This window comes from Streptococcus sp. 53, assembly GCF_013276565.1.
Classification (GTDB): domain Bacteria; phylum Bacillota; class Bacilli; order Lactobacillales; family Streptococcaceae; genus Streptococcus.
This window is the reverse complement of record NZ_VMLG01000022.1, coordinates 79,861-100,752: the sequence shown is the minus strand read 5'-3', so window position 1 is coordinate 100,752 and position 20,892 is coordinate 79,861. Positions and strand designations below refer to the sequence as shown.

Annotated in this window: 22 protein-coding genes; 21 read left to right on the top strand and 1 reads right to left on the bottom strand. The window is 41.3% G+C overall.

The annotated features are described in order from the left end of the window. The first annotated feature begins 58 nt into the window (after positions 1-58). Genes HT722_RS07255 through HT722_RS07245 form a run of 3 tightly spaced genes read left to right on the top strand, consistent with a single transcriptional unit; the run spans position 59 to position 3,604 of the window. Positions 59-859 carry a dihydroorotate dehydrogenase electron transfer subunit gene (locus HT722_RS07255; protein WP_173278343.1) on the top strand — a complete coding sequence of 267 codons (801 nt, stop codon included), beginning with the start codon at positions 59-61 and terminating at the stop codon, positions 857-859. Then, positions 822-1,808, top strand: coding sequence for a dihydroorotate dehydrogenase (locus HT722_RS07250; RefSeq protein ID WP_173278341.1), 987 nt, complete (start codon positions 822-824; stop codon positions 1,806-1,808). The genes HT722_RS07255 and HT722_RS07250 overlap by 38 nt, the downstream gene beginning before the upstream one ends. A gap of 41 nt (positions 1,809-1,849) precedes the next feature. Beyond that, positions 1,850-3,604: a glucosaminidase domain-containing protein gene (locus HT722_RS07245; RefSeq protein ID WP_173278339.1), complete on the top strand. Its 1,755-nt coding sequence runs from the start codon at positions 1,850-1,852 to the stop codon at positions 3,602-3,604. Positions 3,605-3,659: 55 nt separating this feature from the next. Here HT722_RS07245 and pavA read toward each other — a convergent pair whose 3' ends face one another. After that, entirely contained in the window at positions 3,660-5,315 is a 1,656-nt protein-coding gene (gene pavA, locus HT722_RS07240) for an Rqc2 family fibronectin-binding protein PavA (RefSeq protein WP_173226418.1), read from the bottom strand. A gap of 104 nt (positions 5,316-5,419) precedes the next feature. Between pavA and ybeY the strand changes: the two genes are divergently transcribed. The 18 genes from ybeY (at position 5,420) to HT722_RS07150 (ending at position 20,879) form a co-directional block, all read left to right on the top strand. Then, the gene (ybeY, locus tag HT722_RS07235) at positions 5,420-5,917 is read left to right on the top strand and encodes an rRNA maturation RNase YbeY (protein WP_000275156.1); all 498 of its coding nucleotides are present in this window, start codon (positions 5,420-5,422) and stop codon (positions 5,915-5,917) included. Then, entirely contained in the window at positions 5,898-6,293 is a 396-nt protein-coding gene (locus tag HT722_RS07230; RefSeq protein ID WP_000378166.1) for a diacylglycerol kinase, read from the top strand. Before ybeY ends, HT722_RS07230 begins: the two co-directional genes overlap by 20 nt. A 16-nt stretch (positions 6,294-6,309) precedes the next feature. Further along, the gene (gene era, locus HT722_RS07225) at positions 6,310-7,209 is read left to right on the top strand and encodes a GTPase Era (protein ID WP_000143264.1); all 900 of its coding nucleotides are present in this window, start codon (positions 6,310-6,312) and stop codon (positions 7,207-7,209) included. 48 nt (positions 7,210-7,257) lie between these two features. After that, a complete protein-coding gene (gene mutM, locus HT722_RS07220) occupies positions 7,258-8,082 on the top strand; it encodes a DNA-formamidopyrimidine glycosylase (RefSeq protein WP_173278337.1) in 825 nt (274 codons plus the stop codon). After that, positions 8,082-8,687, top strand: coding sequence for a dephospho-CoA kinase (gene coaE / locus HT722_RS07215; RefSeq protein WP_173226424.1), 606 nt, complete (start codon positions 8,082-8,084; stop codon positions 8,685-8,687). The genes mutM and coaE overlap by 1 nt, the downstream gene beginning before the upstream one ends. Then, complete coding sequence (locus HT722_RS07210; protein WP_173226426.1) at positions 8,674-9,873, top strand: multidrug efflux MFS transporter; 1,200 nt, start codon at positions 8,674-8,676, stop codon at positions 9,871-9,873. Before coaE ends, HT722_RS07210 begins: the two co-directional genes overlap by 14 nt. After that, positions 9,873-10,022 carry a 50S ribosomal protein L33 gene (gene rpmG / locus HT722_RS07205; RefSeq protein WP_001809104.1) on the top strand — a complete coding sequence of 50 codons (150 nt, stop codon included), beginning with the start codon at positions 9,873-9,875 and terminating at the stop codon, positions 10,020-10,022. Before HT722_RS07210 ends, rpmG begins: the two co-directional genes overlap by 1 nt. Positions 10,023-10,061: 39 nt before the next feature. After that, a complete protein-coding gene (secG, locus tag HT722_RS07200; protein WP_000282517.1) occupies positions 10,062-10,295 on the top strand; it encodes a preprotein translocase subunit SecG in 234 nt (77 codons plus the stop codon). A gap of 101 nt (positions 10,296-10,396) precedes the next feature. After that, positions 10,397-12,751, top strand: coding sequence for a ribonuclease R (rnr, locus tag HT722_RS07195; RefSeq protein WP_173226428.1), 2,355 nt, complete (start codon positions 10,397-10,399; stop codon positions 12,749-12,751). Continuing rightward, the gene (gene smpB, locus HT722_RS07190) at positions 12,714-13,181 is read left to right on the top strand and encodes an SsrA-binding protein SmpB (protein WP_001051750.1); all 468 of its coding nucleotides are present in this window, start codon (positions 12,714-12,716) and stop codon (positions 13,179-13,181) included. The genes rnr and smpB overlap by 38 nt, the downstream gene beginning before the upstream one ends. A 15-nt stretch (positions 13,182-13,196) precedes the next feature. Continuing rightward, on the top strand, positions 13,197-14,057 hold the full coding sequence (gene tehB / locus HT722_RS07185; RefSeq protein ID WP_173226430.1) for an SAM-dependent methyltransferase TehB: 861 nt from the start codon (positions 13,197-13,199) through the stop codon (positions 14,055-14,057). Positions 14,058-14,279: 222 nt separating this feature from the next. Further along, entirely contained in the window at positions 14,280-14,471 is a 192-nt protein-coding gene (locus HT722_RS07180) for a type II toxin-antitoxin system HicA family toxin (protein WP_115904484.1), read from the top strand. 27 nt (positions 14,472-14,498) lie between these two features. Further along, the gene (locus HT722_RS07175; RefSeq protein ID WP_173226432.1) at positions 14,499-14,876 is read left to right on the top strand and encodes a type II toxin-antitoxin system HicB family antitoxin; all 378 of its coding nucleotides are present in this window, start codon (positions 14,499-14,501) and stop codon (positions 14,874-14,876) included. Positions 14,877-14,955: 79 nt separating this feature from the next. Beyond that, positions 14,956-15,909, top strand: a complete 954-nt coding sequence (locus HT722_RS07170; protein WP_173226434.1) for a competence protein CoiA family protein — start codon at positions 14,956-14,958, stop codon at positions 15,907-15,909. A gap of 18 nt (positions 15,910-15,927) precedes the next feature. Then, entirely contained in the window at positions 15,928-17,730 is a 1,803-nt protein-coding gene (gene pepF, locus HT722_RS07165; RefSeq protein ID WP_173226436.1) for an oligoendopeptidase F, read from the top strand. Between the two features lies 1 nt (position 17,731). Beyond that, a complete protein-coding gene (locus HT722_RS07160) occupies positions 17,732-18,445 on the top strand; it encodes an O-methyltransferase (RefSeq protein ID WP_173226438.1) in 714 nt (237 codons plus the stop codon). 66 nt (positions 18,446-18,511) lie between these two features. Then, positions 18,512-19,453 (top strand): peptidylprolyl isomerase PrsA, encoded by a 942-nt coding sequence (prsA, locus tag HT722_RS07155; RefSeq protein ID WP_138701950.1) that lies wholly within the window; start codon positions 18,512-18,514, stop codon positions 19,451-19,453. A 202-nt stretch (positions 19,454-19,655) separates the two neighbouring features. Then, positions 19,656-20,879, top strand: coding sequence for an FtsW/RodA/SpoVE family cell cycle protein (locus tag HT722_RS07150; protein WP_050242906.1), 1,224 nt, complete (start codon positions 19,656-19,658; stop codon positions 20,877-20,879). Positions 20,880-20,892 lie beyond the last annotated feature (13 nt).

Here is a 20,892-nt window from a genome sequence, read left to right as displayed (position 1 = left end):
TTGCACTAGCAAGGTCTTTTCTTTGTCTGGTCCCCTTAAAATTTAAGGAGGAAAAGTCATGAATCCCACATGTAAGAAACGTTTGGGTGCAATTCGATTGGAAACCATGAAGGTGGTTGCACAGGAGGAAATTGCGCCAGCAATCTTTAAATTAGTCCTAGAAGGGGAAATGGTTGAAGCTATGCGAGCAGGTCAATTTCTTCATCTGCGTGTGCCTGATGATGCCCATCTCTTGCGTCGCCCTATTTCAATTTCGTCTATCGATAAGGTTAAGAAGCAGTGTCATCTCATTTATCGGATTGAGGGAGCTGGGACAGCTATTTTCTCAACCTTAAGTCAGGGAGATACTCTTGATGTGATGGGTCCTCAGGGAAATGGCTTTGACTTGTCTGACCTAGATGAGCAGAGCCAGGTTCTCCTCGTTGGTGGGGGGATTGGTGTTCCGCCCTTGCTTGAAGTAGCCAAGGAATTGCATGCGCGTGGTGTGAAAGTAGTGACAGTTCTCGGTTTTGCTAATAAGGATGCTGTTATTTTAGAGACGGAATTAGCTCAATATGGTCAAGTCTTTGTAACGACAGATGATGGTTCTTATGGTATCAAGGGAAATGTTTCCGTTGTTATCAAGGATTTAGATAATCAGTTTGATGCTGTTTACTCATGTGGGGCACCTGGAATGATGAAGTATATCAATCAAATCTTTTATGACCACCCAAGAGCCTATCTATCTCTGGAATCTCGTATGGCTTGTGGGATGGGTGCCTGCTATGCCTGTGTCCTAAAAGTGCCAGAAAGCGAGACGGTCAGCCAACGCGTCTGTGAAGATGGCCCTGTTTTCCGCACAGGAACAGTTGTATTATAAGGAGAAAATTATGACTACAAATCGTTTACAAGTTTCTCTACCAGGCTTGGATTTGAAAAATCCGATCATTCCAGCATCAGGCTGTTTTGGTTTTGGACAAGAGTATGCCAAGTACTATGATTTAGACCTTTTAGGTTCTATTATGATCAAGGCGACAACCCTTGAAGCCCGTTTTGGCAATCCAACTCCAAGGGTGGCAGAAACACCCGCTGGTATGCTCAATGCAATTGGCTTACAAAATCCTGGTTTGGAAGTTGTTTTGGCTGAAAAGTTACCTTGGCTGGAAAGAGAATATCCAAATCTTCCTATTATTGCTAATGTGGCTGGTTTTTCAAAACAAGAGTATGCAGCTGTTTCTCATGGGATTTCCAAGGCAGCTAATGTAAAGGCTATTGAGCTCAATATTTCTTGCCCCAATGTTGACCACTGTAATCATGGACTTTTGATTGGTCAAGACCCAGATTTGGCTTATGATGTGGTGAAAGCAGCTGTGGAAGCCTCTGATGTGCCAGTTTATGTCAAATTAACCCCTAGTGTGACCGATATCGTTACTGTCGCAAAAGCTGCAGAAGATGCGGGAGCAAGCGGCTTAACCATGATCAATACTCTAGTTGGAATGCGCTTTGACCTCAAAACCAGAAAACCAATCTTGGCCAATGGAACAGGTGGAATGTCTGGTCCAGCAGTCTTTCCAGTAGCCCTCAAACTCATCCGCCAAGTCGCCCAAACAACAGACCTGCCTATCATTGGAATGGGGGGAGTGGATTCGGCTGAAGCTGCCCTAGAAATGTATCTGGCTGGAGCATCTGCAATCGGAGTTGGAACAGCCAACTTTACCAATCCATATGCCTGTCCTGATATCATCGAAAAGCTACCAAAAGTCATGGATAAATACGGCATTAGCAGTCTGGAAAATCTCCGCAAGGAAGTAAAAGAGTCTCTGAGGTAAACTGCAATCAATCTGTTCTTGATTTTTTATTAGTTTGTAATATGAATTTCAGAGAATTTTGGTACAATAAAATAAATAAGAACAGAGGAAGAAGGTTAATGAAGAAAGTAAGATTTATTTTTTTAGCCCTGCTATTTTTCTTAGCTAGACCAGACAGTGTAATGGCCAGTGATGGTACTTGGCAAGGAAAACAATACCTGAAAGCAGATGGCAGTCAAGCAGCCAATGAGTGGGTTTTTGATGCTCATTATCAATCTTGGTTTTATATAAAAGCAGATGCCAACTATGCTGAAAATGAATGGCTGAAACAAGGTGACGACTATTTTTATCTCAAATCTGGTGGCTATATGGCCAAGTCAGAATGGATAGAAGACAAGGGAGCCTTCTATTATCTTGACCAAAATGGAAAGATGAAAAGAAATGCTTGGGTAGGAACTTCCTATGTTGGTGCAACAGGTGCCAAAGTAATCGAAGACTGGGTCTATGATTCTCAATACGACGCTTGGTTTTATATCAAAGCAGATGGAGAGCACGCAGAGAAAGAATGGCTCAAAATTAAAGGGAAGGACTATTATTTCAAATCCGGTGGTTATCTACTGACAAGTCAGTGGATTGACCAGGCTTATGTGAATGCCAGTGGCGCCAAAGTACAGCAAGGTTGGCTTTTTGACAAACAATACCAATCTTGGTTTTACATCAAAGAAACTGGAAATCATGCTGACAAAGAATGGATTTTCGAAAATGGTCACTATTATTATCTAAAATCGGGAGGCTATATGGCAGCCAATGAATGGATTTGGGATAAGGAGTCATGGTTTTACATCAAATCTGATGGTAAAATGGCTGAGAAAGAATGGTTATACGATTCTAAAGGTCAAGCCTGGTACTACTTCAAATCCGGTGGCTACATGGCGAAAAATGAGACAGTAGAAGGTTATCAGCTTGGAAGCGACGGTAAATGGCTTGGAGAAAAAGCTACAAATGAAAATGCTGCTTATTATCAAGTAGTGCCTGTCACAGCAAATGTTTATAATGCAGATGGTGAAAAGCTCTCCTATATATCGCAAGGTAGTGTCGTCTGGCTAGATAAGGATAGAAAAAGTGATGACAAGCGCCTGGCTATTACTATTTCTGGTTTGTCAGGCTATATGAAAACAGAAGATTTACAAGCGCTGGATGCTAGTAAGGACTTTATCCCTTATTATGAGAGTGATGGACACCGTTTTTATCACTATGTGGCTCAGAATGCTAGTATCCCAGTAGCTTCTCATCTTTCTGATATGGAAGTAGGCAAGAAATATTATTCGGCAGATGGGCTGCATTTTGATGGTTTTAACCTTGAGAATCCCTTCCTTTTCAAAGATTTGACAGAGGCTACAAACTACAGTGCTGAAGATTTGGATAAGGTATTTAGTTTGTTAAATATTGACAATAGTCTCTTGGAAAATAAGGGAGCTACCTTTAAGGAAGCTGAAGAACATTACCATATCAATGCCCATAGTGCTTTAGAAAGTGATTGGGGACGAAGTAAGATTGCCAAAGATAAGAATAATTTCTTTGGAATTACAGCCTATGACACGACCCCTTACCTTTCTGCCAAGACATTTGATGATGTGGATAAGGGAATTTTAGGTGCAACCAAGTGGATTAAGGAAAATTATATCGATAGGGGCAGAACTTTCCTTGGAAATAAGGCGTCTGGTATGAATGTGGAATATGCCTCAGACCCATATTGGGGCGAAAAAATTGCTAGTGTGATGATGAAAATCAATGAAAAACTAGGTGGCAAAGATTAGTCCTATAATTGGATATGATTTGAGTCTAAGCTAAAAATCCTGATTTTAAGTTAAATCAGGATTTTTTCATGGATGAGATTTTTTCGGGGTCTGGTGTGACACGGAGGGTCTTTTGTCCTGTGTAAGTGACAAAGCCGGGTTTTCCGCCAGTTGGTTTGTTGAGTTTCTTGACTTCAATCATATCTACCTGAACCAGATTTGACAGGCGACCTTGAGAGAAGTAGGCGGCCAGCTCTGCTGCGTCTGTTTTGACTTCATCAGATGGGTCTAGATTTCCTGAGATGACAACATGACTTCCAGGAATGTCCTTGGCATGGAACCAAAGTTCTTCCTTGCGGGCCATTTTAAAGGTTAGCTCCTCATTTTGTAGGTTGTTGCGACCGACATAGATGATGGTTTTGCCATCACTGGCCAGATACTGTTCTGGCTTTTTGCGTTTCTGGATTTTTTCTCGCTGTCTTCTTCGGATAAATCCGGTTTGGATCAATTCTTCACGGATTTCGGCAATTTCTTCTAGTCCAGCTTGGTTGAGCACAGTCTCCACACTTTCCAGATAGAGAATGGTTGCCTTGGTTTCCTCAATCAGATCAGTCAAGTATTTGACAGCTTCTTTGAGTTTCTGATACCGTTTAAAATAGCGTTGGGCATTCTGGTTGGGAGTCAAGGCCTTATCAAGCGCAATGGTGATCGGTTGGTTGGTGTAGTAGTTGTCTAGGATAACCTGGTCTTGGTCGTTAGGCACTTGGTGGAGGAAGGTTGTTAGCAATTCCCCTTTTTGACGAAATTCCTCCGCATTGTCTGTCGCCAGTAACTCTTTTTCTTGTTTTTTCAGCTTATGGCGATTTTTTTGAAGTTCATTTTCAACACGGCGAATGAGTTCACTGGCTTGTTGTTTGACGCGGTCTCGCTCAGCCTTATCCTTATAGTAGGTGTCCAGCAAATCAGAAAGACTGGCAAAAGGCTCTCCCACCTGATTTGCAAAAGGAACTGGACTGAAGGAAGTCTCAGTCAAGCAGGGTTTGGTTTCTTGATTGAAAAAGTTACGGAAAGTAGATAGTTTATCACTAACCAGTATCCTTTCCAATTCATTTGCTGTATCGCGTCCCAGACCTTGAAAGAGGCTTTGAAGATTTTTAGCTGTCGTTTCCTGTGTTTGCAGGATTTCAAAGAGTTTCTCGTCCTTGATCGTAAAAGGATTGAGAGATTCCGTACTTGGCGGAGCAATGTAGGTCGACCCAGGAAGCAAGGTACGGTAGCTATTTTGTGAAAAGCCGACGTGTTTAATGACTTCGAGGATTTTGTGGCTACTTTTATCAACCAGTAGAATATTACTGTGTTTACCCATAATCTCGATAATCAAGGTAGCCTGGATATGGTCTCCAATCTCGTTTTTATTGGAAACTGTAATTTCCACAATACGGTCATTTTCCACTTGCTCAATCGACTCAATCAGGGCACCCTGCAAATATTTTCTCAAAACCATGATAAAGGTGGAAGGTTGGGCTGGATTTTCAAAAGTCGTTTGGGTCAGCTGAATGCGTCCAAAAACTGGATGGGCAGAGAGGAGCAGGCGATGACTTTGGCGATTGCTGCGGATTTGCAAGACCAACTCTTGTTCAAAAGGCTGATTGATTTTCTGGATGCGACCGTTCACTAACTCTCTTCGTAATTCCTCAACCATGTGGTGTAAAAAAAATCCGTCAAATGACATCGTTCTCTCCTTGTGATTGTATTCCATAGTATTATATCAAAAAGGTAGAATAAAATCATGGAAATGTGGTATAATAAAGCCAAGTAAAGAGAAACGAGAAGCACATGTATATTGAAATGGTAGATGAAACTGGTCAAGTTTCAAAAGAAATGTTGCAACAAACCCAAGAAATTTTGGAATTTGCAGCCCAAAAATTAGGCAAAGAAGACAAGGAGATGGCAGTTACCTTTGTGACTAACGAGCGTAGTCATGAACTCAATCTTGAGTACCGTGACACAGACCGTCCGACAGATGTCATCAGCCTTGAGTATAAACCAGAGTTGGAAATTGCCTTTGACGAGGAAGATTTGCTTGAAAATCCGGAATTGGCAGAGATGATGTCTGAGTTTGATGCCTATATTGGGGAACTGTTCATCTCTATTGATAAGGCTCATGAGCAGGCCGAGGAATATGGCCATAGCTTTGAGCGTGAGATGGGCTTCTTGGCAGTACACGGCTTTTTACATATCAACGGCTATGATCACTACACTCCGGAAGAAGAAGCAGAGATGTTCGGTTTACAAGAAGAAATTTTGACAGCCTATGGACTCACAAGACAATAAACGAAAATGGAAAAATCGTGACCTGATATCCAGTTTAGAATTTGCTCTCACAGGAATTTTTACTGCTATCAAGGAAGAACGCAATATGCGAAAACATGCAGTAACGGCTCTTGTAGTCATTCTTGCAGGTTTTGTTTTTCAGGTGTCACGAATCGAATGGCTCTTTCTCCTATTGAGCATTTTCTTGGTAGTAGCCTTTGAAATTATCAATTCTGCTATTGAAAATGTGGTGGATTTGGCCAGTCATTATCACTTTTCCATGCTGGCTAAAAATGCCAAGGATATGGCGGCTGGCGCGGTATTAGTGGTCTCTCTTTTCGCAGCCTTAACAGGCGCATTGATTTTTCTCCCACGAATCTGGGATTTATTATTTTAAACAGTAAGAGGAAATTATGACTTTTAAATCAGGCTTTGTAGCCATTTTAGGACGTCCCAATGTTGGGAAGTCAACTTTTTTAAATCATGTCATGGGGCAAAAGATTGCCATCATGAGTGACAAGGCGCAGACAACGCGCAATAAAATCATGGGAATTTACACGACTGATAAGGAACAAATCGTTTTTATCGACACACCAGGGATTCACAAACCTAAAACGGCTCTCGGAGATTTCATGGTAGAATCTGCCTATAGCACCCTTCGTGAAGTGGATACCGTTCTTTTTATGGTACCTGCTGATGAAGCGCGTGGTAAGGGGGACGATATGATTATCGAGCGTCTCAAGGCTGCCAAGGTTCCTGTTATTCTGGTGGTGAACAAGATTGATAAGGTTCATCCAGACCAGCTTTTGTCTCAGATTGATGATTTCCGTAATCAAATGGACTTTAAGGAAATCGTTCCAATCTCAGCTCTTCAAGGGAATAACGTCTCTCGTCTAGTGGATATTTTGAGTGAAAATCTGGACGAAGGTTTCCAATATTTTCCGTCTGATCAAATCACAGATCATCCAGAACGATTCTTGGTTTCAGAAATGGTTCGCGAGAAAGTCTTGCATCTAACTCGTGAAGAGATTCCTCACTCAGTTGCTGTAGTAGTTGATTCTATGAAACGAGACGAAGAAACAGACAAGGTTCACATCCGTGCAACCATCATGGTCGAGCGCGATAGTCAGAAAGGGATTATCATCGGTAAAGGTGGTGCTATGCTTAAGAAAATCGGTAGCATGGCTCGTCGTGATATTGAACTCATGCTAGGAGACAAGGTCTTCCTAGAAACCTGGGTCAAGGTCAAGAAAAACTGGCGTGATAAAAAGCTAGATTTAGCTGACTTTGGCTATAATGAAAAAGAATACTAAGTAGAGGTGGGCTCATGCCTGCTTCTTGTTTTTACAGAAGGAGGACGTATGCCTGAATTACCAGAGGTTGAAACGGTTCGTCGTGGCTTGGAAAAATTGATTCTAGGAAAGAAGATTTCCAGTATAGAAATTCGCTATCCCAAGATGATTAAAACGGATTTGGACCAATTTCAAAAGGAAGTGCCTGGTCAGATTGTTGAGTCAATGGGACGTCGTGGCAAATATTTGCTTTTTTACCTGACAGACAAGGTCTTGATTTCCCATTTACGGATGGAGGGCAAGTATTTTTATTATCCGAACCAAGTTCCTGAACGCAAGCATGCCCATGTTTTCTTCCAGTTTGAGGATGGTGGCACGCTTGTTTATGAGGATGTTCGCAAGTTTGGTACTATGGAACTCTTGGCGCCTGACCTTTTGAAAGCCTACTTTATTTCTAAAAAACTAGGTCCGGAGCCGAAAGAGCAGGATTTTAATTTGCAGGTCTTTCAAACTGCTCTTACCAAGTCCAAAAAGCCTATCAAATCCCATCTCCTAGACCAGACCTTGGTTGCTGGTCTTGGCAATATCTATGTGGATGAGGTTCTCTGGCGAGCTCAGGTTCATCCAGCAAGACCTTCTCAGACTTTGACTGCAGCAGAAGCGTCAGCCATTCATGACCAAACCATTGCTGTTTTGAGCCAGGCTGTTGAAAAAGGCGGTTCCACCATTCGGACTTATACCAATGCCTTTGGGGAAGACGGAACCATGCAGGATTTTCATCAGGTCTATGACAAGGCTGGTCAAAAATGCTCACGCTGTGGAACTGTGATTGAGAAAATTCAACTAGGCGGACGTGGAACCCACTTTTGTCCAAACTGTCAAAGGAGGGACTGATGGGAAAAATCATTGGAATCACAGGAGGAATTGCCTCTGGTAAGTCAACTGTGACAAATTTTTTAAGAAAACAAGGTTTTCAAGTGGTGGATGCTGACGCAGTTGTACACCAGCTACAGAAATCTGGTGGTCGTCTGTTTGAGGCTCTAGTCCAGCACTTTGGTCAAGAAATCATTCTAGAAAACGGAGAACTCAATCGCCCTCTCCTAGCTAGTCTCATCTTTTCAAATCCTGATGAACGGGAATGGTCTAAACGAATCCAAGGGGAGATTATTCGTGAAGAACTGGCTACTTTGAGAGACCAGTTGGCTCAGACAGAAGCTATCTTTTTCATGGATATTCCTTTGCTTTTTGAACAGGACTACAGCGCTTGGTTTGATGAGACATGGTTGGTCTATGTGGATCGAGATGTCCAAGTAGAACGTTTAATGAAAAGAGACCACTTGTCCAAAAATGAAGCTGAATCTCGTCTGGCAGCCCAGTGGCCTTTAGAGAAAAAGAAAGATTTGGCTAGTCATGTTTTAGATAACAATGGAAATCTGGACCAGCTTCTTACTCAAGTGCGTATCCTTCTCGAGGGAGGTGCACAAGATGACAGAGATTAACTGGAAGGATAATTTGCGCATTGCCTGGTTTGGTAATTTTCTGACAGGAGCCAGTATTTCTTTGGTTGTGCCCTTTATGCCCATTTTTGTGGAAAATCTAGGTGTTGGGAGTGAGCAAGCTGCTTTTTATGCAGGCTTGGCTATTTCTGTATCTGCTATTTCCGCGGCGCTCTTTTCTCCTATCTGGGGAATCCTTGCTGACAAATACGGAAGAAAACCCATGATGATTCGAGCTGGACTTGCCATGACCATTACTATGGGAGGCTTAGCCTTTGTCCCAAATATCTATTGGCTAATCTTTCTTCGTTTACTGAATGGTGTATTTGCAGGTTTTGTTCCTAATGCAACAGCCCTGATAGCCAGTCAGGTTCCCAAGGAGAAATCAGGCTCTGCCTTAGGTACTCTGTCTACAGGCGTAGTTGCAGGTACTCTAACTGGTCCTTTTATTGGTGGCTTTATCGCAGAATTATTTGGCATTCGTACGGTTTTCTTACTGGTTGGTAGTTTTTTATTTTTAGCTGCTATTTTGACTATTTGCTTTATCAAGGAAGATTTTCAACCAGTAGCCAAGGAAAGGGCTATTCCAACAAAGGAATTATTTACATCGGTCAAATATCCCTATCTTTTGGTCAATCTCTTTTTAACCAGTTTTGTCATCCAATTTTCAGCCCAATCGATTGGTCCTATTTTGGCTCTTTATGTGCGTGACTTAGGGCAGACAGAGAATCTTCTTTTTGTATCTGGTTTGATTGTATCCAGTATGGGCTTTTCCAGTATGATGAGTGCGGGAGTTATGGGCAAGCTAGGTGACAAGGTGGGCAATCATCGTCTCTTGGTTGTCGCCCAGTTTTATTCAGTCATCATCTATCTCCTCTGCGCCAATGCTTCTAGCCCCCTCCAACTGGGACTCTATCGATTCCTCTTTGGCTTGGGAACCGGTGCGCTGATTCCCGGGGTCAATGCGCTACTCAGCAAAATGACTCCCAAAGCCGGCATTTCGAGGGTCTTTGCCTTCAATCAGGTATTCTTTTATCTGGGTGGTGTCGTTGGTCCTATGGCAGGTTCTGCAGTAGCAGGACAATTTGGCTACCATGCAGTCTTTTATGCGACAAGCCTTTGTGTTGCCTTTAGTTGTCTCTTTAACCTGCTTCAATTTCGAACATTATTAAAAGTAAAGGAAATCTAGTGCGAGTAAAAATTAATCTCAAATGCTCCTCTTGTGGCAGTATCAATTACCTAACCAGTAAAAATTCAAAAACCCATCCAGACAAGATTGAGGTTTTAAAGTATTGTCCCAAGGAAAGAAAAGTAACCCTACATCTTGAATCTAAGTAGATTTTATGGTAAAATAATAAGGATTTTAAGGAGTTTGATATGTATAACCTATTATTAACCATTTTATTAGTATTATCTGTTGTGATTGTGATTGCGATTTTCATGCAACCAACCAAAAACCAATCCAGCAATGTATTTGATGCCAGCTCAGGTGATTTGTTTGAACGCAGTAAAGCACGCGGTTTTGAAGCTGTAATGCAGCGTTTGACAGGGATTTTAGTCTTTTTCTGGCTAGCCATTGCCTTAGCATTGACGGTATTATCAAGTAGATAAGAAAATAATGGGCAGGACTAGGTCTTTGCCTCTTTTTATTTTTAAAGGATGTTTGAGAAGGTTTTACAGTAAAAGAAAATTAAAAAATCTAGAAAGAAAATATGAAAGATAGAATAAAAGAATATTTACAAGATAAGGGAAGGGTGACTGTCAATGACTTGGCTCAAGCTTTGGGAAAAGACGGTTCCAAGGATTTTCGTGAGTTGATTAAAACCTTGTCCCTAATGGAAAGAAAGCACCAGATACGCTTTGAAGAAGATGGCAGTCTGACCTTGGAAGTTAAGAAAAAACATGAGATTACCCTCAAGGGGATTTTTCATGCCCATAAAAATGGCTTTGGCTTTGTCAGTCTGGAAGGGGAAGAGGACGACCTTTTTGTAGGAAAAAACGATGTCAACTATGCTATTGATGGTGATACCGTTGAGGTCGTCATCAAAAAAGTCGCTGACCGAAACAAGGGAACAGCAGCGGAAGCAAAAATTATTGATATCCTAGAACGTAGCTTAACAACCGTTGTCGGTCAAATAGTTCTGGATCAGGAAAAACCTAAGTATGCTGGTTACATCCGTTCGAAAAACCAGAAAATCAGCCAACCGATTTATGTTAAGAAACCTGCCCTTAAACTAGAAGGAACAGAAGTTCTCAAGGTCTTTATCGACAAATACCCAAGCAAGAAACATGATTTCTTTGTCGCGAGCGTCCTTGATGTGGTGGGGCATTCAACGGATGTCGGAATTGATGTCCTTGAAGTTTTGGAGTCTATGGACATTGTCTCAGAATTTCCAGATGCAGTTGTTAAGGAAGCAGAAAGTGTGCCGGATGCTCCGTCTCAAAAGGATATGGAAGGTCGTCTGGATCTAAGAGATGAGATTATCTTTACCATTGACGGTGCAGATGCCAAGGACTTGGATGATGCAGTGCATATCAAGGCCTTGAAAAATGGCAATCTGGAGCTTGGAGTTCACATCGCAGATGTTTCCTACTATGTGACCGAGGGTTCTGTCCTTGATAAGGAAGCCCTTAACCGTGCGACTTCAGTCTATGTGACAGACCGTGTGGTTCCAATGCTTCCAGAACGACTGTCAAATGGCATTTGCTCCCTTAATCCTCAAGTTGACCGTCTGACCCAGTCTGCCATTATGGAGATTGATAAACATGGTCGTGTGGTCAACTACACTATTACACAAACGGTTATCAAGACCAGTTTTCGTATGACCTATAGTGATGTCAATGATATCTTAGCAGGTGACGAGGAGAAGAGACAAGAGTATCAGAAAATTGTTCCTAGTATAGAACTTATGGCCAAGCTCCATGAAATTTTAGAAAACATGCGTGTGAAACGTGGAGCCCTCAATTTCGATACCAATGAAGCCAAGATTTTGGTTGATAAACAAGGTAAGCCTGTTGATATCGTTCTTCGTCAGCGTGGAATTGCCGAGCGCATGATTGAGTCCTTTATGTTGATGGCCAATGAAACAGTTGCCGAGCATTTTAGCAAGCTGGATTTGCCTTTTATCTATCGGATTCACGAGGAGCCTAAGGCTGAAAAGGTTCAAAAGTTTATTGATTATGCTTCGAGTTTTGGCTTGCGCATTTATGGAACTGCCAGTGAGATTAGCCAGGAGGCTCTCCAAGACATCATGCGTGCTGTTGAGGGAGAACCTTATGCAGATGTATTGTCCATGATGCTTCTTCGCTCTATGCAGCAGGCTCGCTATTCGGAGCACAATCACGGCCACTATGGATTAGCGGCTGATTATTACACTCACTTTACCAGTCCGATTCGCCGTTATCCAGACCTTCTTGTTCACCGTATGATTCGTGATTACGGCCGTTCTAAGGAAATAGCAGAGCATTTTGAGCAAGTAATCCCAGAGATTGCAACCCAGTCCTCAAACCGTGAGCGTCGTGCTATCGAGGCCGAGCGTGAAGTCGAAGCCATGAAAAAGGCTGAGTATATGGAAGAATACGTGGGTGACGAGTACGATGCAGTTGTATCAAGTATTGTCAAATTCGGTCTCTTTGTCGAATTGCCAAACACAGTTGAAGGCTTGATTCACCTCACCAATCTACCTGAATTTTATCATTTCAATGAGCGTGATTTGACCCTTCGTGGGGAGAAATCAGGAACAACCTTCCGTGTAGGTCAACAAATTCGTATTCGCGTTGAAAGAGCTGATAAGATGACAGGTGAAATTGACTTCTCTTACATTCCAAGTGAGTTTGATGTGATCGAAAAAGGCTTGAAACAGTCTAATCGTAGTGACAGAGGGCGTGGTTCAAGTCGTCGTTCAGATAAGAAGGAAGACAAGAGAAAATCAGGACGCTCAAATGATAAGCGCAAGCATTCACAAAAAGACAAGAAGAAAAAAGGAAAGAAACCTTTTTATAAGGAAGTAGCTAAGAAAGGAGTTAAGCATGGCAAAGGGCGAGGGAAAGGTCGTCGCACAAAATAAAAAGGCGCGTCATGACTATACAATCGTAGATACGCTAGAGGCAGGGATGGTCCTGACTGGAACTGAAATCAAGAGTGTACGAGCTGCTCGAATCAATCTCAAAGATGGCTTTGCCCAAGTAAAAAATGGAGAAGTCTGGTTGAGCAATGTTCACATCGCTCCTTACGAAGAGGGTAATATCTGGAATCAAGAACCAGAACGCCGTCGCAAACTCTTACTCCATAAAAAGCAAATCCAAAAGTTGGAACAAGAGACTAAAGGAACAGGAATGACCCTGGTTCCCCTAAAAGTCTATATTAAAGATGGCTATGCCAAGCTCCTTTTAGGCCTAGCTAAAGGGAAGCATGACTACGACAAACGGGAGTCTATCAAACGTCGTGAACAAAATCGAGACATTGCGCGCGTGATGAAAGCTGTTAATCAGCGATAAAAAGAGGAAATGAAAATGGAAAAATTAGTTGCCTATAAACGCATGCCTTTATGGACTAAAGAAACCATGCCAGAGGCTGTTCAGCAGAAACACAATACCAAGGTTGGGACTTGGGGGAAAATTACTGTTTTGAAGGGAACTCTCAAGTTTATTGAATTGACAGAGGATGGTGAGGTTCTAGCTGAACATCTCTTTGAAGCAGGAGCCGACAATCCCATGGCACAACCTCAAGCTTGGCATCGAGTGGAGGCTGCCACAGATGATGTGGAATGGTATTTGGAATTTTATTGTAAACCTGAGGATTATTTCCCTAAGAAATACAATACCAATCCTGTTCATTCAGAGGTTCTAGAGGCCATGCAGTCAGTAAAACCAGGGAAAGCCTTGGATTTGGGCTGTGGTCAAGGTCGTAATGCACTCTTTCTAGCCCAGCAAGGTTTCGATGTGACAGCTGTGGATCAAAATGAACTGGCCCTTGAAATCTTGCAAAGCATTGTTGAGCAGGAAGATTTGGACATGCCTGTTGGTCTTTACGATATCAATTCAGCTAGCATTGGTCAAGAGTATGATTTCATCGTATCGACAGTTGTTTTGATGTTTCTGCAAGCAGATTGCATTCCTGCAATTATCAAAAACATGCAGGAGAAAACCGCGGTCGGTGGCTATAACCTTATCGTTTGTGCCATGGACACGGAGGATTATCCTTGCTCAGTTAACTTCCCATTCACCTTTAAGGAAGGCGAACTAGCGAACTATTACAAGGACTGGGAATTGGTCAAGTACAATGAAAATCCAGGCCATTTGCACCGTCGCGATGAGAATGGCAATCGTATTCAACTACGCTTTGCGACCATGCTAGCTAAGAAAATCAAGTAAACATACATGAAGATTAGGAGAATTTCCTGATCTTTTTTCTTTTTTACGAATAGATAAGATAAAAGAATTGACAAAAATACGCATTATAAGTATAATTTTAGCTAGAAAGGTGACCATAAATGACAATCACAGGTAAGGAAATGGTAAAATTATACTCAATGAAAATCAAAGAGCAAACTAGGAAGCTGGCCGCAGGCTGTACTTGAGTACGGCAAGGATAAGCTGACGTGGTTTGAATTTGATTTTCGAAGAGTATTAGCTCTTGCAAATGGATGGATTGAAGTACGTAAGAGAGGAAGTCATCATCATTTTAAGAAAGAAGGGGTTCCCTATCTTGTCACTATTCCAGTTCACGGTAATGAGGATTTAGGAAAAGGTCTAGAGAGAAAAATATTAAAAGATTTGGGATTATAGTTGATTTGGAAATTGTGGAGGTGTATTATGCTAAAATCTTATCCTGCTATTTTTCATAAAGAAGGCACTGGATACTGGGTTGAATTTCCTGAATTTGGAGGCGGGACTGAAGGAGCAACGATTGAACTTGCAATGAAAAATGCTCGGGAAATGCTTGAGAGTGTTTTAGCTTCTTATATTGATGAAGGATTGGCTCTACCTACTCCTAGTGACATTTCTATGTTGAAAGCTTCTGATGGATTTGTGACTTTGATTCAGGTCAATCCCTTGCCTTTCGTAAAGAATAATAAAGCGATTCGAAAAAATGTTACGGTTCCAGAGTGGCTAGTCAGACTTGCAGATCGTGAGAAAGTGAACTATTCTGAAGTGTTGACACAAGCTCTTGAAAGTCGCTTGCAACTCTAAAATTATAGAGTGATGAAGATTAGGAAATTTCCTGATCTTTTTTCTTTTTTTACGAATAATATAGAAAAGGGGGAAAATCATGTTTGTTGCGAGAGATGCTAGGGGAGAGTTGGTAAATGTGTTAGAGGATAAGCTGGAGAATCAAGCCTACACCTGCCCAGCTTGTGCAGGTCAGCTCCGTTTGCGTCAAGGACCAAGTGTCCGGACCCATTTTGCACATAAATCTTTAAAAGACTGTGATTATTCCTCTGAAAATGAAAGTCCAGAACACCTGTCCAATAAGGAAGTCCTCTATCATTGGTTGAAGACAGAGGCTGAGGTGCAATTAGAATACCCGCTTCCAGAGCTTAAACAGATTGCAGATGTATTTGTAAATGGCAATCTAGCTTTAGAAGTTCAGTGTAGTCCCTTGCCTCAAAAAATTCTTAAAGAGCGTAGTGAGGGCTATCGTAGTCAGGGTTACCAAGTACTGTGGTTGCTGGGAGAAAAACTGTGGCTCAAGGAGCGATTGACTCGTCTACAACAAGGTTTTCTTTATTTCAGTCAAAATATGGGCTTTTATATTTGGGAAGTAGACAAGGGAAAACAGGTTTTAAGGCTTAAATACCTGATTTACCAGGATCTCCGAGGCAAACTCCATTATCAGATTAAGGAATTTCCCTATGGTCAGGCTAGTCTACTGGAGATATTGCGTCTTCCCTATAAGAAACAAAAAATATCTCATTTTACAGTTTCTGAGGATAAGGACATCTGTCGCTATATCCGGCAACAATTGTATTATCAAAATCCTTTTTGGATGAAAGAACAAGCAGAAGCCTATCAAAAGGGAGAGAATATCCTGACTTATGAGCTAAAAGCATGGTATCCCCAAATTAGACCACTAGTGGGCAAATTTTTCCAGATTGAACAAGACTTGAATAGCTATTATCAGCACTTTTTCACCTATTATCAAGAAAATCCTCAAAATGATTGGCAAAAGCTCTATCCACCAGCCTTTTATCAGCAATATTTCTTGAAAAATATGGTAGAATAGAAAGGATGGAGGAATCTAATGGTATTACAAAGACATGAAATAAATGAAAAAGATACATGGGATCTATCAACGATCTACCCAACTGACCAGGCTTGGGAAGAAGCCTTAAAAGATTTAACAGAACAATTGGAGACAGTAGGCCAGTATGAAGGCCATCTCCTAGATAGTGCGGATAGCCTACTCGAAATCACTGAAGTTTCTCTTGAAATGGAACGCCATATGGAGAAGCTTTACGTTTATGCTCATATGAAAAATGACCAGGATACACGTGAAGCCAAGTACCAAGAGTACTATGCCAAGGCCATGACTCTCTACAGTCAGCTAGACCAAGCCTTTTCATTCTATGAACCTGAATTTATGGAAATCAGTGAAAAGCAGTATGCTGACTTTTTAGAAGCTCAACCAAAATTGCAGGTTTATCAACACTATTTCGACAAGCTTTTGCAAGGTAAGGAACACGTTCTATCACAACGTGAAGAAGAATTATTGGCTGGAGCTGGAGAAATCTTTGGTTCAGCAAGTGAAACCTTCGCTATCTTGGACAATGCGGATATTGTGTTCCCTTATGTTCTTGACGATGATGGTAAGGAAGTTCAGCTATCTCATGGGACTTACACACGTTTGATGGAGTCTAAAAATCGTGAGGTGCGTCGTGGTGCCTATCAAGCTCTTTATGCGACTTATCAACAATTCCAACATACCTATGCTAAAACCTTGCAAACCAATGTTAAGGTTCAAAACTACCGTGCCAAAGTTCGCAATTACAAGAGTGCTCGTCATGCAGCCCTAGCAGCCAATTTTGTTCCAGAAAGTGTTTATGACAATTTAGTAGCAGCAGTTCGCAAGCATTTACCCCTCTTGCATCGTTACCTTGAACTTCGTTCAAAAATCTTGGGAATTTCAGATCTCAAGATGTACGATGTCTACACACCACTTTCATCTGTTGAATATAGTTTTACCTACCAAGAAGCCTTGAAAAAGGCAGAAGATGCCTTGGCAGTCTTGGGTGAGGATTACTTGAGCCGTGTTAAACGTGCCTTTAGTGAGCGTTGGATTGACGTTTATGAAAATCAAGGCAAGCGTTCAGGGGCTTACTCTGGTGGTTCTTACGATACCAATGCCTTTATGCTTCTTAACTGGCAGGACAATTTGGACAATCTCTTTACTCTTGTTCATGAAACAGGTCACAGTATGCATTCAAGCTATACTCGTGAAACGCAACCTTATGTTTACGGAGATTATTCGATCTTCTTGGCTGAGATTGCCTCAACGACCAATGAAAATATCTTGACGGAGAAATTATTGGAAGAAGTGGAAGACGACGCAACGCGCTTTGCTATCCTCAATAACTTCCTAGATGGTTTCCGTGGAACAGTTTTCCGCCAAACTCAATTTGCTGAGTTTGAACACGCCATTCACCAAGCGGATCAAAATGGTCAAGTCTTGACAAGCGATTTCCTAAATAAACTCTACGCAGACTTGAACCAAGAGTATTATGGTTTGAGTAAGGAAGACAATCCTGAAATCCAATACGAGTGGGCACGCATTCCACACTTCTACTATAACTACTATGTATACCAATATTCAACAGGCTTTGCAGCAGCCTCAGCCTTGGCTGAAAAGATTGTCCATGGTAGTCAAGAAGACCGTGACCGCTATATCGACTACCTCAAGGCAGGTAAGTCTGACTATCCACTCAATGTCATGAGAAAAGCTGGTGTTGATATGGAGAAGGAAGACTACCTCAACGATGCCTTTGCAGTCTTCGAACGTCGTTTAAATGAGTTTGAAGCCCTTGTTGAAAAATTGGGATTGGCATAAGATGGTTGAATCGTATAGTAAAAATGCCAACCATAACATGCGTCGTCCTGTTGTCAAGGAAGAAATTGTGGACTTGATGCGTCAGCGTCAAAAGCAAGTCACAGGCGATTTGAAAGAATTGGAAGACTTTGCCCGTAAGGAAAATATTCCCATCATTCCCCATGAAACGGTTGCTTATTTCCGTTTTCTCATGCAAACCATGCAACCTAAAAACATTCTGGAAATTGGGACGGCTATTGGTTTTTCTGCCCTTTTGATGGCAGAACATGCGCAAAATGCTAAGATTACAACCATTGACCGCAATCCAGAAATGATTGGTTTTGCCAAGGAAAATTTTGCCCAGTTTGATAGTCGTAAGCAAATCACTCTCCTAGAAGGAGATGCGGTAGATGTCTTATCAACCTTGACAGAGTCTTATGATTTCGTCTTTATGGATTCAGCCAAGTCTAAATACATCGTCTTTCTGCCAGAAATCCTCAAACATTTGGAAGTTGGAGGTGTGGTTGTCTTGGATGATATTTTTCAAGGCGGTGATGTTGCCAAGGACATTATGGAAGTCCGTCGAGGTCAGCGAACCATCTATCGAGGACTTCAAAGACTATTTGACGCAACCTTAGACAATCCAGGACTCACCGCAACATTAGTACCTCTGGGAGATGGCATTCTCATGCTTCGTAAAAATGTAGCAGATGTTCAATTGCCTGACAGCGAATGATTTTCAGAAAAATTTAAGAAAATATAGTAAAATAGATAGAGTAACACTTATCTCAAAGGAGTAGACATGAAGAAAAAACTATTGGCAGGTGCCATCACACTATTATCAGTAGCAACTTTAGCAGCTTGTTCGAAAGGTTCAGAAGGGGCAGACCTTATCAGCATGAAAGGGGATGTCATCACAGAACATCAATTTTATGAGCAAGTGAAAAGCAACCCTTCAGCCCAACAAGTCTTGTTAAATATGACCATCCAAAAAGTTTTTGAAAAACAATATGGCTCAGAGCTTGATGATAAAGAGGTTGATGATACTATTGCCGAAGAAGAAAAACAATATGGCGAAAACTACCAACGTGTCTTGTCACAAGCGGGTATGACTCTTGAAACACGTAAAGCTCAAATTCGTACAAGTAAATTAGTTGAGTTGGCAGTTAAGAAGGCAGCAGAAGCTGAATTGACAGATGATGCTTACAAGAAGGCCTTTGACGAATACACTCCAGATGTAACGGTTCAAATCATCCGTCTTGATAATGAAGATAAGGCCAAAGAAGTTCTCGAAAAAGCCAAGGCAGAAGGTGCTGATTTTGCTCAATTAGCCAAAGATAACTCAACTGATGAAAAAACAAAAGCAAATGGTGGAGAAATTACCTTTGATTCTGCTTCAACGGAAGTACCTGAGCAAGTCAAGAAAGCCGCTTTCGCTTTAGATGTAAATGGCATTTCTGATGTGATTACAGCAACTGGCACACAAGCCTACAGTAGCCAATATTACATTGTAAAACTCATTAAGAAAACAGAAAAATCATCTAATATTGATGACTATAAAGAAAAATTAAAAACTGTTATCTTGACTCAAAAACAAAATGATTCAACATTTGTTCAAAGCATTATCGGAAAAGAATTACAAGCAGCCAATATCAAGGTTAAGGACCAAGCCTTCCAAAATATCTTTACCCAATATATCGGTGGTGGAGATTCAAGCTCAAGCAGTAGTACATCAAACGAATAGTCCAAATCAATACAAATCTCTTTTGAGGTTTGTATTTTTTGAACTTGAGTCTGGAAATGATTCTGTAAAAACAGTAAAATTCGAAGGATTGTAAGGTAAGAGTTTTTTTCTTTCTGAAAAAATGGTATAATAGCAATCAAAACTAGAAAATAAAACGGAATTTGGAACAGATTTGTCTGTATCCTACTAGAGTGGTGATACTATGAAGATTAGTAAGAGGCACTTATTAAATTATTCCATCTTGATTCCCTACTTGCTTTTATCTATTTTGGGCTTGATTGTGGTCTATTCGACCACCAGCGCTATTTTAATTGAAGAAGGCAAGAGCGCCTTGCAATTGGTTCGAAACCAAGGAATCTTTTGGATTGTTAGTTTGATACTGATTGCCTTAATTTATAAATTGAGACTAGATTTTTTGAGAAATGAGCGACTAATCATTTTAGTTATATTGATAGAAATGCTTTTATTGTTCTTAGCTCGTTTTATTGGTATTTCCGTAAACGGGGCATACGGTTGGATTTCGGTTGCAGGAGTAACTATTCAGCCAGCTGAGTACTTAAAAATCATTATTATTTGGTATTTGGCTCACCGCTTCTCCAAACAGCAAGAAGAAATAGCTATTTATGATTTTCAAGTTTTGACTCAAAATCAATGGCTTCCCCGTGCTTTTAATGATTGGCGATTCGTTCTCCTAGTTCTGATTGGAAGTTTGGGAATTTTCCCTGATTTAGGAAATGCGACTATTTTAGTCTTAGTTTCCTTGATTATGTATACAGTTAGTGGAATCGCTTATCGCTGGTTTTCAACCATTCTGGCGCTCGTATCTGCCGCTTCTGTCTTTGTCTTGACCACTATCAGTCTAATCGGTGTTGAGACCTTTTCAAAAATTCCAGTATTTGGCTATGTAGCCAAGCGCTTTAGTGCCTTTTTTAATCCTTTTGCGGATCGTGCTGATGCGGGTCACCAGTTATCTAATTCTTATTTTGCCATGGTCAATGGCGGTTGGTTTGGTCTAGGTCTTGGAAACTCGATTGAAAAACGAGGTTATTTACCAGAAGCTCATACAGACTTTGTCTTTTCTATCGTGATTGAAGAATTTGGCTTTGTTGGTGCCAGTCTCATTTTAGCTCTCTTGTTTTTCATGATTCTGCGGATTATCTTGGTCGGTATCCGAGCGGAGAATCCTTTCAATGCCATGGTTGCACTCGGTGTCGGAGGGATGATGTTGGTTCAGGTATTTGTCAATATCGGAGGGATTTCGGGCTTGATTCCATCTACAGGAGTGACTTTCCCCTTCTTATCCCAGGGGGGGAATAGTCTTCTAGTCTTATCAGTGGCAGTGGCCTTTGTCTTAAATATTGACGCCAGTGAAAAACGCGCTAAGTTGTACCGAGAATTGGAAAATCAACCAATGAACCTTCTGTGAAGTAGAATAAAGA

What these genes read in the sequence shown, in the direction of transcription:
- secG (WP_000282517.1), top strand. Translation starts at nt 10,062, where the DNA reads ATGTATAACCTATTATTAACCATTTTATTAGTATTATCTGTTGTGATT.
- HT722_RS07250 (WP_173278341.1), top strand. Translation starts at nt 822, where the DNA reads ATGGCCCTGTTTTCCGCACAGGAACAGTTGTATTATAAGGAGAAAATT.
- coaE (WP_173226424.1), top strand. Translation starts at nt 8,082, where the DNA reads ATGGGAAAAATCATTGGAATCACAGGAGGAATTGCCTCTGGTAAGTCA.
- pepF (WP_173226436.1), top strand. Translation starts at nt 15,928, where the DNA reads ATGGTATTACAAAGACATGAAATAAATGAAAAAGATACATGGGATCTA.
- prsA (WP_138701950.1), top strand. Translation starts at nt 18,512, where the DNA reads ATGAAGAAAAAACTATTGGCAGGTGCCATCACACTATTATCAGTAGCA.
- HT722_RS07245 (WP_173278339.1), top strand. Translation starts at nt 1,850, where the DNA reads ATGAATTTCAGAGAATTTTGGTACAATAAAATAAATAAGAACAGAGGA.
- HT722_RS07175 (WP_173226432.1), top strand. Translation starts at nt 14,499, where the DNA reads ATGCTAAAATCTTATCCTGCTATTTTTCATAAAGAAGGCACTGGATAC.
- HT722_RS07160 (WP_173226438.1), top strand. Translation starts at nt 17,732, where the DNA reads ATGGTTGAATCGTATAGTAAAAATGCCAACCATAACATGCGTCGTCCT.
- rnr (WP_173226428.1), top strand. Translation starts at nt 10,397, where the DNA reads ATGAAAGATAGAATAAAAGAATATTTACAAGATAAGGGAAGGGTGACT.
- smpB (WP_001051750.1), top strand. Translation starts at nt 12,714, where the DNA reads ATGGCAAAGGGCGAGGGAAAGGTCGTCGCACAAAATAAAAAGGCGCGT.
- era (WP_000143264.1), top strand. Translation starts at nt 6,310, where the DNA reads ATGACTTTTAAATCAGGCTTTGTAGCCATTTTAGGACGTCCCAATGTT.
- HT722_RS07255 (WP_173278343.1), top strand. Translation starts at nt 59, where the DNA reads ATGAATCCCACATGTAAGAAACGTTTGGGTGCAATTCGATTGGAAACC.
- HT722_RS07150 (WP_050242906.1), top strand. Translation starts at nt 19,656, where the DNA reads ATGAAGATTAGTAAGAGGCACTTATTAAATTATTCCATCTTGATTCCC.
- HT722_RS07170 (WP_173226434.1), top strand. Translation starts at nt 14,956, where the DNA reads ATGTTTGTTGCGAGAGATGCTAGGGGAGAGTTGGTAAATGTGTTAGAG.
- ybeY (WP_000275156.1), top strand. Translation starts at nt 5,420, where the DNA reads ATGTATATTGAAATGGTAGATGAAACTGGTCAAGTTTCAAAAGAAATG.
- pavA (WP_173226418.1), bottom strand. Translation starts at nt 5,315, where the DNA reads ATGTCATTTGACGGATTTTTTTTACACCACATGGTTGAGGAATTACGA.
- tehB (WP_173226430.1), top strand. Translation starts at nt 13,197, where the DNA reads ATGGAAAAATTAGTTGCCTATAAACGCATGCCTTTATGGACTAAAGAA.
- HT722_RS07210 (WP_173226426.1), top strand. Translation starts at nt 8,674, where the DNA reads ATGACAGAGATTAACTGGAAGGATAATTTGCGCATTGCCTGGTTTGGT.
- HT722_RS07230 (WP_000378166.1), top strand. Translation starts at nt 5,898, where the DNA reads ATGGACTCACAAGACAATAAACGAAAATGGAAAAATCGTGACCTGATA.
- mutM (WP_173278337.1), top strand. Translation starts at nt 7,258, where the DNA reads ATGCCTGAATTACCAGAGGTTGAAACGGTTCGTCGTGGCTTGGAAAAA.